Source organism: Nonomuraea aurantiaca, from assembly GCF_020215705.1.
Taxonomy (GTDB): Bacteria; Actinomycetota; Actinomycetes; order Streptosporangiales; family Streptosporangiaceae; genus Nonomuraea; species Nonomuraea aurantiaca.
The window spans coordinates 390,530-407,753 of the sequence record NZ_JAIWNB010000001.1; the positions used below are offsets into that span (position 1 = coordinate 390,530).

The window sequence follows — 17,224 nt, forward strand, 5'->3', positions numbered from 1 at the left end:
CAGCGCGAGGGGAGCCGCCGTGATCAGGGTCATGATCGCCGAGGATCAGGGGATGATGCGCGACGCCTTGGCGCTGCTGCTCGGGCTGGAGGACGACCTGGAGATCGTCGCCCAGGTGTCCTCCGGCGACGCGATCGTGCCGGCCGCCACGGAGCATCGGCCGGACGTGGCGCTGCTCGACATCGAGCTGCCCGGCCGCAGCGGGCTCGACGTGCTGCCCGTACTGCGGGCCGCGCTGCCGGAGTGCGTGGTGCTGATCGTGACGACGTTCGCCAGGCCGGGATATCTCCGGCGGGCGATGGAGGCGGGGGCGGCGGGGTTCCTGGTCAAGGACGGGCCGGTGGAGGAACTGGCCGCGGCGATCCGGCGGGCGATGGCGGGGGAGCGGATCCTCGATCCCGCCCTGGCCGCCGCCGCCCTGAACGCCGGGCCCAGTCCGCTCACGGACCGCGAGCGCGACGTGCTGGCCGCGGCGCTCGGCGGCGCCACGATCGCGGACGTGGCGGCGCGGCTGCACCTCTCGGAGAGCACGGTACGCAACTACCTGTCGTCCGCCATCGGCAAGACGAACACCCGGAACAGGATCGAGGCCGCCCAGCTGGCACGGCACAATGGGTGGTTGTGACCCTATTTGACGCGGTTCTCTGTGATCTCGATGGAGTGCTCCGCCATTTCGACCACGCGGTTCAGGCCGACATCGAGGCCCGTTACGGCCTGCCCCTGAGGAAGACCGCCTTCGATCCGGACCTGATCGGCCCCGCCTCGCTCGGTCACATCACCGAGGCCCAGTGGGTCGAGGCCGTCGTCGTGGCGCTGGGCGGCGACGAGCATGCCCGCCAGGCGGTCGCCGAGTTCGCGGCGGTGCCGTTCTGGGTGGACGAGGAGGTCAGGGGGCTGCTGGCGCGGGCGCAGGAGCGGGTGCCCGTGGTGCTGGTCACCAACGCCATGGACACGCTGGAGGAGCACCTGGAGGGGCTCGGGCTGGCCTACTTCGCCGACGCGGTGGTCAGCAGTGCCCGGGTGGGGGTGGCCAAGCCCGACCGGCGGATCTACGAGCTCGCGGCCGAAGTGGCGGGCGCCGCGCCCGAACGCTGCCTGTTCGTCGACGACCGGCTGGAGAACGTGGCGGGCGCCACAGCCCTGGGGATGACCGGCGTGCACTACCGGAGCATCGCCGACCTGGCTCCCGCGCTCACCGGGCTCTTCGACTAGTGGGAAGAACGATCATAAATGCCTATGGACTTGCACAGGATGCGTGATATCCCATCCAAGCCGCATAAAAGACGTACACAACTCGTATAAAACAAGTGCTTGTTTCCGGCACGGCTCGCGCCTGCCGTGCCGGAAACGTTCAGCGGGTCCGGTCAGTAACTCCCGTACGGAGACTGGCTGGACGTCGTCGTCGGCTTGTGCGACGAATGGTTCGTCGGCGTGGGGCTCGTCGACGGTGTGCTTACCTGCGATCCCGAGCCTGCGGGCCGGAGCACGCCCACCAGGCCGTGCTGGGCCTTATCGATGCCCGCCGAGAACCACAGGGCGTTCTCGCCGCCGGTGGCGGCGGTGCCCGGCTCAAGGTCCCACAGGCCCGGCAGCCAGATGGTCTTGCCATTGCCATCGCGCAGCGCGCCCAGGTGGCGGTTGCCGCGGTAGGCGTGGATCGTCCCGTCGCCGAAGTTGCCGACCAGGACCGATCCGGCGAACGCACCGAACTGCTTCGGCGCGGCGGTCACGGCCCAAGGGGCGTTGAGCCCGGTACGCGCGATGCGCCCGACCAGGCGCCCGTTCACGTTGAAGCGGCTGACGAAACCCTTGCCGGCGCCCGCGATGGACTTCCCGGTCTCCGAGTCACGCAGGGCATAGGCGACCCATACGCTGCCGCCGCTGAACGTCACGTTGTACGGGTGGTAATTGGAGGGAACCGACGGGTCCCTGAACGCCCTGCGGGACAGGTTGATCTTCTCGAACTCCGAGTTCCACGCGGCGAGGCGCCCGTTGGCGAAGTCGGCGGCCAGCAGGAAGTCGCCGTCGTCGGTGTTCACCATCGCGAGGCCCTTGTAGTCGGCGCCCCGGGTGAAGGCCGCGATGATCGCGTTCTTCGGGTCCACCTCGGCGTTCCAGCCGGTGATCGCGCCACTCGGGCTGGCGAAGATGAACGTGGCGGGCTTGCCCTTGACGGTGAAGCCCTCGCCCGAGTTGAACACCTGGCCGGTCGGAGCGCCACCGGGAATGGCCACCTCGGTCGCCTCCTTCCTGCCCGCTCCGGAGTAGACGGTCGCGGTGCCGGTGCCCGTGTCGGAGACCCACAGGGTCTTGCCCATGGCCAGTCCCCACGGGTTGACCAGTTTAGGATCGTGGACTGCTGCCTTCCCCTGGATGTCGGAAATGAGATTCACGACGTCAAACTTGGTATTCGTCGCTGCCTGTGCGGGGGCGGTGAGGGTCGTGCTCAAGACGACCGCACCAGCGCAGAGTGTGATGATGCGGAGCCGCATCCGTGCCTCCTTGTTAGCGCTTGTGGCCGGAGATACGTGGGGGACGCAAGTGCGGTTCAGTAACGGTCAGAAATATTGGCCTCGGACGTCAATCGAGCGTTTTCCTGGGGAGTTGAGGTACATGGAAGTTTTGGGCATTGACATCGGCGGATCCGGGATCAAGGGCGCCCCCGTGGACACCGCGTCGGGACGGCTGACGGAGGAGCGCCTGCGCATCCCCACGCCGCAGCCGGCCAAGCCGCGCGGGGTGGCCGAGGTCGTGGTGGAGATCGTCAAGCACTTCGACTGGACGGGGCCGGTCGGCGTCACGTTCCCCGGCGTGGTCGTGGACGGCGTGATCATGACGGCCGCGAACGTCGACCACTCCTGGATCGGCGTCGACGCGGGGAAGCTCTTCGACGGCGCGACCGTCCTCAACGACGCCGACGCGGCCGGCATCGCGGAGATGCGGTTCGGCGAGGGCAAAGACCGGATGGGGACCGTCATCATGCTGACGTTCGGGACGGGCATCGGCAGCGCGGTGTTCGTCGACGGCGTCCTGGTACCCAACACCGAGCTGGGGCACCTGCAGATCCACGGCAAGGACGCCGAGCGCCGGGCCTCCGATCACGCGCGCGAGGAGCACGACCTCGGGTGGGAGAAGTGGGCCGGGCGGGTGGAGGAGTATCTACGGCACGTGGAGATGCTCTTCTCGCCGTCGCTGTTCGTCATCGGCGGCGGGGTGAGCAAGAAGGCCGACAAGTTCCTCCCGTACGTGCACGTGGATACCGCCGTCGTCCCCGCTCGCCTGCGCAACGACGCGGGCATCATAGGAGCGGCTCTCGCCGTCAAATGACACTTCTTTACGGCACGGCACGGTGATCCCCACCCGCCGCCCGTGGCCGGCCTCTATCCAGGGGGACGCTCCTCCGGTGGAGCGGGCCGGGCGCCGGTACGAGACGGTGAGACCATCTGCTTCGCAACGCTCCGACCTGGGTGATCAAGAAAGGTTGGTCCGGAGCGCAACCTGATGGGCTTCTCGGGAGTCTCATTAGTGACCGTGGTCGTCCAAGACGACAACTCTGGGGAGAGTGGGCCCGTCTTGGGCGATCACGGCCTACCGGCGCGTGCGGGCCCTACCTGGGCGATCATGGTCGAGCGGATATTCGGATGCGGACACCGGCGCCGTCGGGCAGCATGGTGGGTTGGCTCCGGGGACGCGGAGCTCAAATATCCTGATAGCAGTATGGGAACCTCTGCGTTGTCCTCTCCACTCACCGAGCTCCAGTCGCGCCTGCCCGAGTTGATGCCGCGCGACCAGCGGCGACTGCGGCGCAGGCTCGACGGCGTGCGCCGGGTGCGCTCCCGCGAAGCCCGGGACAAGATCACCGCGGAGATCCTCGCCGACGTGGAACGCGCCGAGCGACGCCTGGCCCGGCGTCGCGAAGCCGTGCCAGTTGTGAGCTATCCGGAAAATCTCCCCGTATCCCAGCGCAAGGACGACATCCTCGCGGCGATCCGCGACCACCAGGTCGTGATCATCGCCGGGGAGACCGGATCCGGCAAGACCACCCAGATCCCCAAGATCTGCCTGGAGCTGGGCCGCGGTGTCAGAGGCCTGGTCGGCCACACCCAGCCGCGCCGCATCGCCGCCCGTACGGTGGCCGAGCGCATCGCCGAAGAGCTGGGCACCGAGCTGGGCCAGGCGGTCGGCTACAAGGTGCGCTTCACCGACCAGGCGAGCGACCGCACCCTGGTCAAGCTGATGACCGACGGCATCCTGCTGGCCGAGCTGCAGAACGACCGGCTGCTGGAGCAGTACGACACGCTGATCATCGACGAGGCGCACGAGCGCAGCCTCAACATCGACTTCATCCTCGGCTACCTCAAGCAGCTCCTGCCCAAGCGCCCCGACCTCAAGCTGATCATCACCAGCGCCACGATCGACCCGGAGCGGTTCTCCCGCCACTTCGACGACGCCCCGATCGTCGAGGTCTCGGGCCGCACCTACCCCGTCGAGGTGCGTTACCGGCCGCTCGACGAGGACGACGACCAGACGCAGGGCATCGTCGACGCCTGCCGCGAGCTGGTCACCGAGGGCCCCGGCGACATCCTGGTGTTCCTGTCGGGCGAGCGGGAGATCCGCGACGCCGCCGACGCGCTCGACAAGGCCGACTTCCGCAACACCGAGGTGCTGCCGCTCTACGCCCGGCTCAGCGCCGCCGAGCAGCACCGCGTGTTCCAGCGCCACACGGGTCGCCGCATCGTGCTGGCCACCAACGTGGCCGAGACGTCGCTGACCGTCCCGGGCATCAAATACGTCGTCGACCCGGGTTACGCGCGCATCTCCCGCTACAGCCATCGCACCAAGGTGCAGCGCCTGCCGATCGAGGCCATCTCGCAGGCGAGCGCCAACCAGCGCAAGGGCCGCTCGGGCCGTACCTCCGACGGCATCTGCATCCGGCTCTACGAGGAGGAGGACTTCCTCAAGCGACCGGAGTTCACCGATCCGGAGATCCTGCGCACCAACCTCGCCTCGGTCATCCTGCAGATGACCTCGATCGGGCTGGGCGACATCGAGGCGTTCCCGTTCGTCGAGCCGCCGGACCGCCGCCAGGTACGCGACGGCGTGAGCCTGCTGCACGAGCTGGGCGCCTTCGACGGCCAGGGCGGCATCACCGGCATCGGGCGCAAGCTGGCCGGGCTGCCCGTCGACCCGCGCCTGGGCCGGATGGTCCTGGAGGCCGAGAAGAACGGCTGCCTGCGCGAGGTCATGGTCATCGCCGCCGCGCTGTCGATCCAGGACCCGCGCGAGCGGCCCGTCGACAAGCAGCAGCAGGCCGACGAGAAGCACCGCCGCTTCGCCGACCCGGACTCCGACTTCCTGTCCTACCTCAACCTGTGGAACCACCTGCGGGACAAACAGCGCGAGCTGTCCTCCAGCGCCTTCCGCCGCCTGTGCAAGTCGGAGTTCCTCAACTACCTGCGCGTCCGCGAGTGGCAGGACATCTACAGCCAGATCCGTCAGTCCCTCGGCGCCCAGCCGGGGAGTCAGCAGGCCGACCCGCAGCAGGTGCACGCCGCGCTGCTGGTGGGCCTCCTGTCACACATCGGCGTCAAGGACGTCATGGAGAAGCGGGCCCCCGACGGACGCCGCCCGATCCAGGAGTACATCGGCGCCCGCAACGCCCGCTTCGCCATCTTCCCCGGCTCCGCGCTGGCCAAGAAGCAGCCGCAGTGGGTGATGTCGGCCGAGCTCGTCGAGACCTCCCGGCTGTGGGCCAGGGTCAACGCCAAGATCGAGCCCGATTGGGTCGAGCCGCTCGCCCAGCACCTGGTCAAACGTACCTACTCCGAGCCGCACTGGGAGAAGAACCAGGGCGCGGTGATCGCGCTGGAGAAGGTCACCCTCTACGGGGTGCCGCTGGTGACCGGGCGGAAGGTCAACTACGGCCGCATCGACCCCGACCTGTCACGCGAGCTGTTCATCAGGCACGCGCTCGTCGAAGGCGACTGGGACAGCCACCACCGCTTCCTCCAGGACAACCGGCGGCTGCTCGAAGAGGTCGAGGAGCTGGAGAACCGGGCCCGCCGGCGCGACATCATGGTCGACGACGAGGCCCTGTTCGACTTCTACGACCAGCGCGTCCCCGCCGACGTCGTGTCCGCGCGCCACTTCGACTCCTGGTGGAAGAAGGTCAGGACCACCGAGCCCGACCTGCTGACCTACTCGCCCGAGATGCTGGTCAACGAGGGCGCCGACGTCAGCGTCCACGACTACCCCGACGCCTGGCGGCAGCTCGGCCAGCGGATGAAGCTGACCTACCAGTTCGAGCCGGGCGCCGACGCCGACGGCGTCACGGTGCACGTGCCGCTGCAGGTGCTCAACCAGGTCAGCTCCGACGGGTTCGACTGGCAGATTCCCGGCCTGCGCGACGAGCTGATCACCGCCCTGATCAGGTCGCTGCCCAAGCACCTGCGCCGCAACTTCGTCCCCGCCCCCAACTACGCCAAGCAGGTGCTCGAAGGCGTACGCCAGGGCGGCGAACCCCTGCTGGAGGCCGTGGAGCGGGAGCTGCTGCGGCTGACCGGCGTCCGCGTGCCGCACGACGCCTGGCAGCTCGACCAGGTCCCCGACCACCTGCGCATCACCTACCGGGTGATCGACGAGCGCAAGCGCACGATCGCCGAGGACAAGGACCTCGACGCCCTCAAGCGGCGCCTGGCGCCACGCCTGCGCAAGACGCTCTCGGCCGCTGCCGACGACCTGGAGCAGTCGGGCCTGCACACCTGGAGCTTCGGCACCCTGCCCAAGGTCTTCGAGCAGGGCCGCATGAAGGGCTACCCGGCGCTGGTGGACGACGGCGACTCCGTGTCGATCAAGATCTTCGAAACGGAGGCCGAGCAGCGCCGCTCCCATTGGCCCGGCACCCGCCGCCTGCTCCTGCTCAACGTCACCAACCCGGCCAAGTCGCTGCTGGGCGGCCTGTCCAACCAGGCCAAGCTGGCCCTCTCGCGCAGTCCGCACGGGGGCGCGGTGGCGCTCTTCGACGACGTGGTCAACGCGGCGATCGACAAGCTCATGCTCGACGTGGGCGGCCCCGCGTGGGACCCGGTCTCGTTCGACCGCCTCTATCAGCACGTACGCGCACACGTGTACGAGACCTCGGCCGACGTGCTGGGGCGGACCGAGCAGATCCTGACCGTGTGGCACGCGATCGGCACCCGCCTGGACGCCCTGCGGCAGAGCGCCTCGACCTCGGACGTCCGCGACCAACTGGGCAAGCTCGTCTTCGCGGGCTTCATCACCGCGACGGGCTATCGCCGCCTACCCGACATCCTCCGCTATATCCGAGCCATCGAACGCCGCCTGACCAAGCTCCCCGAGGAGCCGTGGCGGGACGAGGAGTGGATGGACCGGGTGCACAAGATGGAGGACGCCTACGAGGACCTGCTGGCCCGGCTCCACCCGGCGCGACGCTCGGATCCGGACGTGCTGGAGATCCGCTGGATGATCGAGGAGCTGAGGGTCAGCTTCTTCGCCCAGACGCTGGGCACGCCCACGCCGGTATCGGAGAAACGCATCGCCAAGGCGATGGAGAAGCTCGCGCCTTGAAGCCAGATGGAACGGCTCACGTCGTGAAGATGGTGGTGTCGAGCTTGACGTCGATGGGGTGGGGGAGGAGAAGCGAGGTGCCGACCTCGACGGTCGTGGTCGTGCGGTATGCGCCGTCCCTGATGTCGCTGTAGACAGCGAGGGTGGGCGGAGCGGCGACCATGTCGATCAACAAGTAGATCGGCACGCCGCCTGTCGCGTAGAGGGTGGGCTTCTCGTTGCGGTCTCTGGGGGCGCTTCCGGTTGAGGCGACCTCGGCGACCATGATCAGGCCCGAGGACAGCAGTTCCCGGTCGCCCCAGCGAGGACAGTCGGTCGGTGCCAACACGAAGTCAGGCTCGGTCGGCTCGCGAGGACCCTCGATGCACACGTCTACATTTCCTGTCCAGCCCTCCCAACCGTGCTCGTCCATGACGGGCATGAGGGCGCGGTAGAGACGCATCGCGCAGCGGGCGTGCTCTGGGGTGCCGACTGGGCTCACGATCAGGGTTCCTTCGATTACTTCGGCGCGGAATCCGGGGAGTTCGGGGAGGACGTCGAACAGTTCCCGGGCGGTGCGTGGCAGCTCCTTCGTGCGGGTCTGCTCCTGTCGCTCCTGGGCCTCCTGCTCGGTAGTCTCTTCGTGACGTATTGTCATGGCGACCATGTGAATCTGTCCCTTCGTATTCGAACGGGCACGCTAAGTATTCCACGTGCCCGACTCGAACACACTCCAAAACCCAGGAAGCTCAAGCCCTCAGTCCCGAGATGTCCCTGATGGGCACGTCGGCGCCCGGAGCTCTTCGGGCTGCCGGTTCCTGGCGTCGCCCGTTTAACGGATGACATGTCCCCTTACTGGAGATCGATGGGGAATCCGTACAGTTGGGGGGACTATCCAGGAGGTTTGATGATCAAGGCAGTGGTGTTCGACGTCGGTGAGACGCTCATCGACGAGACCCGCATCTGGTCCCGCTGGGCCGACCGGCTCGGCGTGAGCAGGTTCGTGCTGATGGGCGCGCTCGGCGGAATGGCCGCGCTCGACCGCTCCCACAGCGAGGCGTTCCAGCTCGTACGTCCTGGCTTCGACATCGAGGCCGAGATGGCGGCCTGGGAGCGGGACGAACCCCACAGCCTGCGCAACCACTTCGACGCCGACGACCTCTATCCCGACGTCCGCGAGGCCCTCAAGGCCCTGCGGGAGGCCGGATACCAGGTGATCGTCGCGGGCAACCAGCCGGCCAGGGCCTATGACGCGCTGGTGGCCATGGACCTACCCGTCGACTCGGTGCACACCTCTGAGGGCTGGGGGGTGTCCAAGCCGGCCCCCGAGTTCTTCGCCAAGGTGGCGGCCATCGCCGGGCGGGAGCCCGCCGAGATCCTCTATGTGGGCGACCGGCTGGACAACGACGTGCTCCCCGCTTCCCGGGCGGGCATGCGCACGGCGCTGCTGCGCCGGGGCCCCTGGGGGTATCTGCACGCCGAGCGGCCGCAGGCGCGGGCCGCCGACATGATCGTCGACGATCTGCCCGCCCTGCTGCCCGCCCTGGAGCGACTCGCCTGAACGCGTCATCCCGCCCGGCTGCCGGAGCGGCTCACCTGAGTTCGTCATCGGGGTCGACGCGGACCGCGCGCTCCTCGGCGGAGAGGTCGCCGTCGTCCTGACCCCAGTCCTCGCCCCACTCCTCGCTCTCCGTGTCGGGGGCCAGACCCTCGTCGGGCTGGGTGAGCCGGTGGGAGGGGCGGGGGGCGCGCTCCCTATCGGGTGCCTCGCGCCGCAGCCGCTCGTCGAGAGTGTCCTCGTGCGCGGGGTCGTCCTCTTCTATCTCGTGGCTGAGGCCGAGGTCGTCAGTCCATTCGTCGACCTCGATCTTCTGCTCGTCGCTCAAGCCGTACCTGTCCGGAGGTTGTTCGGTCATACGCGCTCTCCTACCCAGCGCCACGGCCCGAATCCTGCCCCCTGGCAATACCGTTACCGGCCGAGCGCGGCGCCGATGAGCGCGCGTGGATCCGCCGCCCCGGCCAGCATCCCGTCCGGGCGCACGTCGATGACGTGCGCGTGCCCGAACAGGCTCCCGTACGGCCGGGTGGACACCGCGTGGCCGAGCGCCGACAGGCCGTCCGCCCACGTGGCGCCCTCCTCCAGGTCGATGACCGGGTCGGCCGGGGCGGCCCAGGTGTCGAAGCCGGTGTCGCCGGGGCTCAGCCGCCACCTGGGCGCGGCGACGGCCTGACCGGGCGTCTCCCCGTACTTGAGCAGCCGGGTGATGACCTGGAGCAGGATCTGCGGCTGCGCGTCGCCGCCCATCGTCCCCACGACCGAGCGGAGCGAGCCGTCCGGGCGGGTGATCAGCGCGGGCGCGAGGGTGTGGGGCGGGCGGCGGCCGGGAGCGTACTCGGCGGGGTGGCCGGGGGTGAGCGAGAAGCCGATGCCGCGGTTGTGGAGGTTGATCCCGGTACGCGGTTCGAACAGCAGGCTGCCGAACCCGGCCGCGTTCGACTGGATCAACGACACGCCCATGCCGTCGCCGTCCACCGCGCACAGATAGGTGGTGTCGCCGTCGGCGCTCGGGGTCCGCACGCTCAGCGGCGCCGCCGGGTCGATCCGCGAGCGCCGCCGGGCGATCTCGCCGGAGGTGAGCAGGTCCTTCGCGCTCTCATGGAGGACGTCGAGACGGTCGTGCCCGGCGATGCGCGCGGCCTCGGCCAGCAGATGGGCCCAGGCGGCGTGGCCCGGTGAGACCGGCAGGCTCAGCCCTTCGACGATGCCGAGCGACATCAGCAGGAGGTAGCCCTGGGAGTTCGGCGGCACCGACCAGACGTCGTGGCCGAAGGCGCGCACCTTCAGTGGCTCGACCCAGTCGGCGAGCGGGCTGGACAGATCGGACTCCGTGTACTCGCCGCCGCCGACTTCGAGCAGGCCCGCGCCGAACTCGCCGCCGTAGAAGCCCTCGCGTCCCGACGCGGCGATGGCCTCGAGCGTGCGGGCGACACCGGGTCGCGACACGCGGTCGCCAGCCGTGCGTACGGCCGCGAAATCGCCACCGCCGGGGCTCTGGGACGCCACGCGCGCCCCCGCGAGCATCAGCGGGGAGGCGGGGAAGCCGTCGCGGGCCAGGCGGATCGCCGGTGCGAGCAGGTCGGCGAGGGGGAGACGGCCGTGCCTGGCGTGCAGCGCGAGCCAGCCGTCCACGCAGCCGGGCACCGGCACGGAGCGGATGTCGTGCTGGTGCGGCATGCGCCGGTGGCCCTCGGCGCGCAGCCGGTCCGGGTCGGCGCCCGAGCCGGCCCTCCCGGACGCGTTGAGCGCGCTCACAGGGCCCGCCTGCCCGGGGTCGGCTGAGAGCGCGCCCTCCTGCCCGGGGCCGACCGATCCCGAGCCATCGTGGATCAGGGCGAACAGGTCCCCGCCGAGCCCGCACATGTGCGGTGCCGTGACGGCCAGGACGGCGTTGGCGGCGATGGCCGCGTCGGCGGCCGACCCGCCGCGCTCCAGCGCCGCCACCCCGGCGGAGGAGGCGAGGTGGTCGACGCTGGACACCATGCCGTTGGGGGCGTATCTGGTGGTGTGCACCTGTCCGAGATTACGGGGTGCTGTCCGGCGTTCTCCAGGGACGGGACACCTGTCCGAGATCGCGGTGTACCGTCAGGCGTTCTCCAGGGACGGCTGGTGTGCGCCTGCCCGAGATCGCGGTGTGCCGTCAGGCGTTCTCCAGGACGGACGCCGGCAGGCCGCCTGCCTGATCGTCCGGCCCGAGAGCCGGGCCAGTCCGACGGCCGTGAGCAGCGTGACCGCCACGCACGACACGCCGCCGATCTCCAGGGCCGCCCGTGGCCCGAGCGAGTCGCTCAGCCAGCCCAGCACCGGACCGCCCAGCGCGCCCGCGCCGGCCCCGACCATGCCCAGCGCCGCGATGACCCGCCCGCGCATCTCGTCGGGGCTGTCGATCTGTACCCGGGCCGCGACCGTGGTGTCGATGATCACGGCGCCGGCCGCGATGGGCAGCATGGCCCCGGCGAACGTCGCCAGCCCCGGCATCAGCCCGCTCAGCGCCTGGAGAACGCCCGTGAGGAACGCGGTGACCAGCAGCAGCCGCAGCGTCAGCCGGGGCCGGGCGGCGGCGAGCACGCCGCCGATCACGGTGCCGATCGCGAAGACCGTGGACAGCAGGCCGTAGCCGCCGCCACCGGCGGCCAGCGGTCCGGCGCTCATGGCGGCCATCGTGACCTGGTAGTTGCGCCCGACGCTGCCCAGCACGAACGAGAGCGCGAGGACGACCAGCAGCCAGGGGGTGCGCAGGACGTACCGCAGGCCCTCGACGACGGCACCCGGCCGGCGCTCGGCGGCGGTCAGCTGGTGGAACTCCTCGCGGCGCATGGCCAGGACGGCGCCGATCACCACGAAGAAGGTGGCGGTGTTGACCAGGAACAGGCCGCCGTTCCCGGTGAACGGCAGCAGCACGCCGGCCAGGCTCATGCCCAGGATGCGGCCCGCGGAGTTGACGATCGAGCCGAGCGCCATCGCGTTCGGCAGGTCCTGCGGCGGGACGACCTCGGCGCCGAAGCGGCCGAGCGCGGGCCCGTGCAGCGCCGAGACCACCCCGCCGGCCAGCGCCACCGCGTACAACGGCCAGATGGAGGCGCTGCCGCTCAGCGCGAGCGCCGCGAGCACGGCGGCGAGCCCGGCCTGGGCGATCTGGGCGGCGATCACGACGGGACGGGTGGGCAGCCGGTCGGCCAGCGCGCCGCCCCACATGCCGAGCAGCAGCGTGGGCAGCGCCTGCATGACCAGGCTGAGCCCGACGCTGGTGGCCGAGCCGGTGAGGGAGAGGATGAGCCAGTTGACGCCGAGCACCTGCATCCAGGTGCCGGTGATGGAGACCAGGTCCGCACCGGCCCACAGCCGGTAGTTGTGGTGGCGGAGGGCACGGAACATCGTGGGGGAACGCGTGGGCAAAACTTGTCTTTCTCTTTGAAGGGCGACAGGTTTCTAACACGCTGTTCCGAGAAGCGGATTCCGGCCTGACCGAAATGTGAGGCGGCTCACGGGCAGGTCAGACCGGTTCGAGCGGGCGGTCCCGATCCACCAGGGCCGCGTAGTGGCCCTCCAGCGACATCAGCGCCTCGTGCGTGCCGCGCTCGACGACCCGGCCGTGGTCCAGGACGACGATCTGGTCCGCGTCACGGACCGTGGAGAGGCGATGCGCGATCATGATCGTGGTACGGCCCTCGGCGAGCGTGTCCAGCGCCTCCTGTACGGCCCGCTCCGTCTGCGTGTCGAGGGCGCTGGTCGCCTCGTCGAGCACGAGCACCGGCGGATTGCGCAGCAGGGTGCGGGCGATGGCCAGCCGCTGCTTCTCGCCCCCGGAGAACCGGTAGCCGCGCTCGCCCACCAGCGTCTCGTAGCCGTCGGGCAGGGAGGCTATGTGGTCGTGGATGCGCGCCGCCCTGGCCGCCTCCGCCAGCTCCTCGTCAGTGGCCGACGGCCGGGCGAAGCGCAGGTTCTCGGCGATGGTGGCGTGGAACAGGTACGTCTCCTGGGAGACCACGCCGACCGTCTCGGCCAGCGTCTCGAAGGTGAGATCGCGGACGTCCACCCCGTCGATCGTCACCCGGCCACCGGTCACGTCGTAGAGCCGGGGCAGCAGGTAGCTGAGCGTCGTCTTGCCGGAGCCGGTCTCGCCGACGACGGCCAGGCTGGTGCCTGGCGGCACGGTGATGTCCACCTCGGTGAGCGTGGGCTCCTCGTCGTAGGAGAAGTCGACCCGCTCGTAACGGACCTCGCCGCGGACGTCGCTCAGCGTACGCGTGCCCGGGTGGATGTCGACCGGCAGGTCCAGGTACTCGAAGATGCGGCCGAACAGCGCGAGCGAGCTCTGCACCTCGACGCCGAGCCGCAGCAGCGACACCGCCGGCCTGAACAGGCTGACCTGCAACGTCGTGAACGCCACCAGCGTGCCGACGGAGATCACGCCGGTGTAGCCGACCGCCCAGTAGACCAGCGCGGGCATCGCGGCCATGACGATCTGGATCGACGACTGCCGCCAGCGCCCCGCCATGCTGGACCGCACGCCCAGCTCGGCCAGCTCGTCGGAGGCGTCGGCGAAGCGCTCGGTGAGCGCGGGCGAGCGGCCCATCGTACGGCCGAGCAGGATGCCGCTGATCGACAGCGACTCCTGCACCATCGACGAGATCACGGCCAGCTTGCGCTGCCGCTCGGTGGTGATGCGGCGGCGCTCCGCGCCGACCTTGCGGCTGATCTCCACGAACACCGGCAGCAGCAGGAGCGAGATCACGGTCAGCCGCCAGTCGAGCGCCAGCATGGCCACGATCGTGGCGATCACGGTGGTGAGGTTCGAGATGAGCGAGGTGGCGGTGGAGGTGACCACCGACTGCATGCCGCCGATGTCGTTGGCGATGCGCGACTGGACCTCGCCGGTCTTGGTACGGGTGAAGAAGGCCAGCGACATGCGCTGCAGGTGGCCGTACACGGCGGTGCGCAGGTCGTGCATGACCCGCTGGCCGACCGTGGTGGACACCAGCGTCTGCAGCACGTCGAACACGCTGGTGATCACCGCGACCAGGATCATGCCCAGGGCGAGCAGCGCGAGCAGCATGGCGTCGCGGGAGGGGATCGCCACGTCCAGCACCTCGCGCAGCAGGAACGGCGAGGCCAGCGAGACCAGTGACGACAGCAGGATGAGGGCGCCGACCACGGCCAGCCGGCCCCGGTAGGCGCGGAAGAGTTTGATGATGCGCCGCAAGGGCGCGCGTGGTTCCTCGGCCAAGTAGGCCTCCTAATCAGATGCTCCCTCAAACAGAGGTTAACTCATACTTATTCCGGCTAAGCTGTCCGGCATGGAGGACGTGGAGCTGTCGGAGCTCCTGCACCGGGTCGGCCGCCGTCTGCGGCACGGTTACGCGCATCGCCTCGCACCCCTCGGCGTGAACCCGGGGCAGGCGCGGGCGCTGCGCGCGCTGGCCGGCGCCGACCGGCCGCTCAGGATGGTGCAACTCGCCGACGAGCTCAGGATCGTGCCGCGCTCGGTGACGCCCGTCATCGACACCCTGGAGCAGGCCGGCCTGGTCCGCAGGGAGGTCGACCCGGCCAACCGGCGCTCCACGCTGGTCGTGATCACGCCGGCCGGCCGCGAGATGCACGAGCGGTCGCGGGAGGCGCGCAGGCAGGCGGGTCAGGACCTGTTCGCGGTCCTGTCCGAGGACCAGCGCGACCAGCTCAAGGAGCTGCTCGGGGTGGTCGACGGCCAGCCACGCTAGGCACCACTCAGCTCTCGACGACTGTGCCGCCGACGACTGTGGCCAGGCAGGGCGCCCCGCTCAGCAGGGCGGCGTACGGGTAGCGGCCGCGGGCGTCGAACACCGCGAAGTCGGCCCGGCTGCCCGGCCCGAGCGCGCCGATCCGGCCCGCCCCGCTCGACATGCCGAGCGCCCGCGCCCCGCCCAGCGTGGCGGCCTCGACCAGCCTGCGGTCGAGTCCCGGGGACCGCCCCCCGCGCCCCTTGGCGTACTGCCTGATGGACCTGGCCAGAGTGAGCAGATCGGCCACCGGGCCGGCCGAGGCGGGGGCGCGGGTGCCGAAGGCGACGCGGTTGCCCTCGTCCAGGAGCGCCGGCAGGTCGTCGGGCGGCGACGGGCAGAGGGCGATCACGCTCTTGCGCAGCCGCAGCAGCTTGCGCTCGCCGGGATCGAGCGGCCGGGCGCAGGCCACGTGGCAGTGCGGCCCCAGGATGCCCGCCTCGTCGAGCGCGGCGGGCGAGTGGCGGTCCAGGTCGGCCAGCAGCCGCAGGCTGAACGTCCTGGCCAGCACCGCCACGTCCTCGAGGACCTGCGGATCGGGCGTGTACGCGGCGATGCCCACCGTACGCGGCCGATCGACCTCGCGGATCGCGGTGATGACCGCGTCGCGCCCGGTCTCCTCCCAGACCTGCTCGGACTCGTACGACACCTCGACATAGGAGACGCCGGGCAGCCTGGCCGGCTCGGCCGGGTCGGCGGCGACGCCGGCCCGCGCGGTCACCCCGGGCGGCGGCGTGGCCGCTGTGGCGCAGGCGTCCACCAGCCCCGCCACGATCATGCCCGGCCAGCGTTGCTCCCGGGTGACGGGGAAGGAGGCGAGCAGCTCTTCCCGGAGCCCCACCTGGAGGACCCGTTCGCCGCGGACCGCGACCGCGGCGCCGCGCAGCGGGTCGGCGCCGATCGGCAGCACCAGCGGGGCGGAGTGCAGGACGATGGGCGCGGGCGTGCGCCTGCCGAGCTTCGGCGCTCGGCCGGCTGCGGCACGCTTCGCGGACGGCAAGGGGACCTCCCGTCGGATGACCTGCTGGTTTATCGCTGAGTTTAGCCTTCTGGGCTTTACCCGCTGGTCTATACCTGCTGGACTTTCTTTGGGCATTAAACGTGAGCGGGGCCGGGCACGCAATCACGTGCCGGGCCGCGCCTCTCTGGGCCGGTATCTGCCGGAGAGCCGGGCGAGCTTGAGGCTGAGATGCAGGGCCAGCCGCTCGCCGCCGTCCTTCAGGTCGGTGCGGGCCAGCTCCTCCAGCCGCTGCAGCCGGTAGTACAGAGAGGTGCGGTGCAGGCGCAGCGCCCGCGAGGTGGCCACCGCGCTGCCCGCCAGATCCAGGTACGTCTCCAGCGTCTCCAGCAGCGGCAGATACTGATCGTCGGCGAGCAGCTCCGCCAGCCCCGGATGCAGCTCGTGGTCCGGAAGATGGGTGAGCATCCGATAGACGCCGAGCCGGGCCCACTCCACCGACCGGCCGAGGTCGGGCACCCGGGCGGCCACCTCGGCCGCGTGCCGCGCCTCCGTGTACGACCCGGCGGCCTCGGCGAGCGCGGGCCTGGGCCGCCCGATCCCGACCACCACCGGGATCGACATCGCCGCGTGCAGCTCGTCGGCCGCCATCGCCCCGCCCGCGGTCAGCAGCACGGCGTGGTCGTAGCGGACCAGGTGCAGCGGGTGGTGGCCGCTCAGCCGCCGCCGCAGCGCGAGCAGGCCCTGCTCCAGCGCGAGCCGCAGCGCCTCGTCCGGCTCGTCCGAGAGCGGCCTGGCCACCAGTACGGTCACCGGCTGGGCCTGCGGGAAGGCGCCGGCCTCGATCAGCTGCCGGGCCGAGTCCCGCTCGCCGAGCAGCAGGCCGGTGACCGCCTCCAGCTCCCGGTGCGAGGCCAGCCCCGTGGCCAGGCTCTCGTGGTAGAGTGTCAGGGCCAGGGCGGGCGCCGCCGCGGCGGCCTCGGCGACCTGCGCGCCGGACATGGCCGGGCCGACGTCGATGAACCAGAGGAAACCCAGCAGCCCGGCCTCGTGCCGTACCGGAACGCAGACCCGGGGGAGCAGGCCCAGGTGCGGCGCGCCCGGGATGCGTAACGGCCCGGCGGCGTCGTGGATCCCGGCGGAGCGCACCCACTGGCGTACCTCGGGGGTGGAGTGCCGGCGCAGGATCGAGTCGCGGCGGACGTCGTCCATCGCGCCGTTCTGCTCGCTGTAGACGACGACGCGTTGCACGCGGTCCTCCAGCAACAGCGGTCTGTCAAGACGAGCGGCCAGCTCGTCCACGGTCCGCTGGAGATCCGCCACCACGTCACCTGGATATTTCGTCATTTGTCGGAGGACACGCCACAAGTCTTCCCTACAACTGAT

General features: G+C 70.4%; 14 protein-coding genes. 6 read left to right on the plus strand and 8 right to left on the minus strand.

Translation table 11 applies throughout. From position 1 onward, the window contains the following. The first annotated feature begins 19 nt into the window (after positions 1 to 19). Positions 20 to 625, plus strand: coding sequence for a response regulator transcription factor (locus LDL49_RS01845; protein ID WP_225289090.1), 606 nt, complete (start codon positions 20 to 22; stop codon positions 623 to 625). Next, positions 622 to 1,212, plus strand: coding sequence for an HAD family hydrolase (locus tag LDL49_RS01850; protein WP_225289091.1), 591 nt, complete (start codon positions 622 to 624; stop codon positions 1,210 to 1,212). The genes LDL49_RS01845 and LDL49_RS01850 overlap by 4 nt, the downstream gene beginning before the upstream one ends. A gap of 152 nt (positions 1,213 to 1,364) precedes the next feature. On the opposite strand, the gene LDL49_RS01855 is transcribed toward LDL49_RS01850, so the two are convergent. After that, complete coding sequence (locus LDL49_RS01855) at positions 1,365 to 2,393, minus strand: TIGR03118 family protein (RefSeq protein ID WP_308016051.1); 1,029 nt, start codon at positions 2,391 to 2,393, stop codon at positions 1,365 to 1,367. A gap of 220 nt (positions 2,394 to 2,613) precedes the next feature. Between LDL49_RS01855 and ppgK the strand changes: the two genes are divergently transcribed. Together ppgK and hrpA are read left to right on the plus strand one after the other, a co-directional pair. Further along, positions 2,614 to 3,327 (plus strand): polyphosphate--glucose phosphotransferase, encoded by a 714-nt coding sequence (ppgK, locus tag LDL49_RS01860; protein ID WP_225289093.1) that lies wholly within the window; start codon positions 2,614 to 2,616, stop codon positions 3,325 to 3,327. Positions 3,328 to 3,717: 390 nt separating this feature from the next. Then, positions 3,718 to 7,587, plus strand: a complete 3,870-nt coding sequence (hrpA, locus tag LDL49_RS01865) for an ATP-dependent RNA helicase HrpA (protein ID WP_225289094.1) — start codon at positions 3,718 to 3,720, stop codon at positions 7,585 to 7,587. 16 nt (positions 7,588 to 7,603) lie between these two features. On the opposite strand, the gene LDL49_RS01870 is transcribed toward hrpA, so the two are convergent. Then, positions 7,604 to 8,224: a Uma2 family endonuclease gene (locus tag LDL49_RS01870; RefSeq protein WP_225289095.1), complete on the minus strand. Its 621-nt coding sequence runs from the start codon at positions 8,222 to 8,224 to the stop codon at positions 7,604 to 7,606. 249 nt (positions 8,225 to 8,473) lie between these two features. On the opposite strand from LDL49_RS01870, the gene LDL49_RS01875 reads away from it, so the two are divergent. Then, positions 8,474 to 9,127, plus strand: a complete 654-nt coding sequence (locus LDL49_RS01875; RefSeq protein ID WP_225289096.1) for an HAD family hydrolase — start codon at positions 8,474 to 8,476, stop codon at positions 9,125 to 9,127. Positions 9,128 to 9,158: 31 nt separating this feature from the next. On the opposite strand, the gene LDL49_RS01880 is transcribed toward LDL49_RS01875, so the two are convergent. From LDL49_RS01880 to LDL49_RS01895, 4 genes are all read right to left on the minus strand, one after another. Further along, positions 9,159 to 9,482 carry a DUF5709 domain-containing protein gene (locus LDL49_RS01880; protein ID WP_225289097.1) on the minus strand — a complete coding sequence of 108 codons (324 nt, stop codon included), beginning with the start codon at positions 9,480 to 9,482 and terminating at the stop codon, positions 9,159 to 9,161. A 53-nt stretch (positions 9,483 to 9,535) separates the two neighbouring features. Next, complete coding sequence (locus LDL49_RS01885) at positions 9,536 to 11,137, minus strand: gamma-glutamyltransferase family protein (RefSeq protein WP_225289098.1); 1,602 nt, start codon at positions 11,135 to 11,137, stop codon at positions 9,536 to 9,538. A 72-nt stretch (positions 11,138 to 11,209) separates the two neighbouring features. Then, positions 11,210 to 12,520: an MFS transporter gene (locus tag LDL49_RS01890; protein WP_225289099.1), complete on the minus strand. Its 1,311-nt coding sequence runs from the start codon at positions 12,518 to 12,520 to the stop codon at positions 11,210 to 11,212. Between the two features lie 97 nt (positions 12,521 to 12,617). Next, a complete protein-coding gene (locus LDL49_RS01895; RefSeq protein ID WP_225289100.1) occupies positions 12,618 to 14,351 on the minus strand; it encodes an ABC transporter ATP-binding protein in 1,734 nt (577 codons plus the stop codon). 70 nt (positions 14,352 to 14,421) lie between these two features. On the opposite strand from LDL49_RS01895, the gene LDL49_RS01900 reads away from it, so the two are divergent. Further along, positions 14,422 to 14,841 carry a MarR family winged helix-turn-helix transcriptional regulator gene (locus LDL49_RS01900; protein ID WP_225289101.1) on the plus strand — a complete coding sequence of 140 codons (420 nt, stop codon included), beginning with the start codon at positions 14,422 to 14,424 and terminating at the stop codon, positions 14,839 to 14,841. 7 nt (positions 14,842 to 14,848) lie between these two features. Here LDL49_RS01900 and LDL49_RS01905 read toward each other — a convergent pair whose 3' ends face one another. Both LDL49_RS01905 and LDL49_RS01910 read right to left on the minus strand, forming a co-directional pair. Beyond that, the gene (locus LDL49_RS01905) at positions 14,849 to 15,880 is read right to left on the minus strand and encodes an amidohydrolase family protein (RefSeq protein ID WP_225289102.1); all 1,032 of its coding nucleotides are present in this window, start codon (positions 15,878 to 15,880) and stop codon (positions 14,849 to 14,851) included. Positions 15,881 to 16,003: 123 nt separating this feature from the next. Next, positions 16,004 to 17,185 carry a PucR family transcriptional regulator gene (locus LDL49_RS01910; protein WP_225289103.1) on the minus strand — a complete coding sequence of 394 codons (1,182 nt, stop codon included), beginning with the start codon at positions 17,183 to 17,185 and terminating at the stop codon, positions 16,004 to 16,006. Positions 17,186 to 17,224: the final 39 nt, after the last annotated feature.

What these genes read in the sequence shown, in the direction of transcription:
- ppgK (WP_225289093.1), top strand. Translation starts at nt 2,614, where the DNA reads ATGGAAGTTTTGGGCATTGACATCGGCGGATCCGGGATCAAGGGCGCC.
- hrpA (WP_225289094.1), top strand. Translation starts at nt 3,718, where the DNA reads ATGGGAACCTCTGCGTTGTCCTCTCCACTCACCGAGCTCCAGTCGCGC.
- LDL49_RS01870 (WP_225289095.1), bottom strand. Translation starts at nt 8,224, where the DNA reads ATGACAATACGTCACGAAGAGACTACCGAGCAGGAGGCCCAGGAGCGA.
- LDL49_RS01875 (WP_225289096.1), top strand. Translation starts at nt 8,474, where the DNA reads ATGATCAAGGCAGTGGTGTTCGACGTCGGTGAGACGCTCATCGACGAG.
- LDL49_RS01880 (WP_225289097.1), bottom strand. Translation starts at nt 9,482, where the DNA reads ATGACCGAACAACCTCCGGACAGGTACGGCTTGAGCGACGAGCAGAAG.
- LDL49_RS01900 (WP_225289101.1), top strand. Translation starts at nt 14,422, where the DNA reads ATGGAGGACGTGGAGCTGTCGGAGCTCCTGCACCGGGTCGGCCGCCGT.
- LDL49_RS01910 (WP_225289103.1), bottom strand. Translation starts at nt 17,185, where the DNA reads ATGACGAAATATCCAGGTGACGTGGTGGCGGATCTCCAGCGGACCGTG.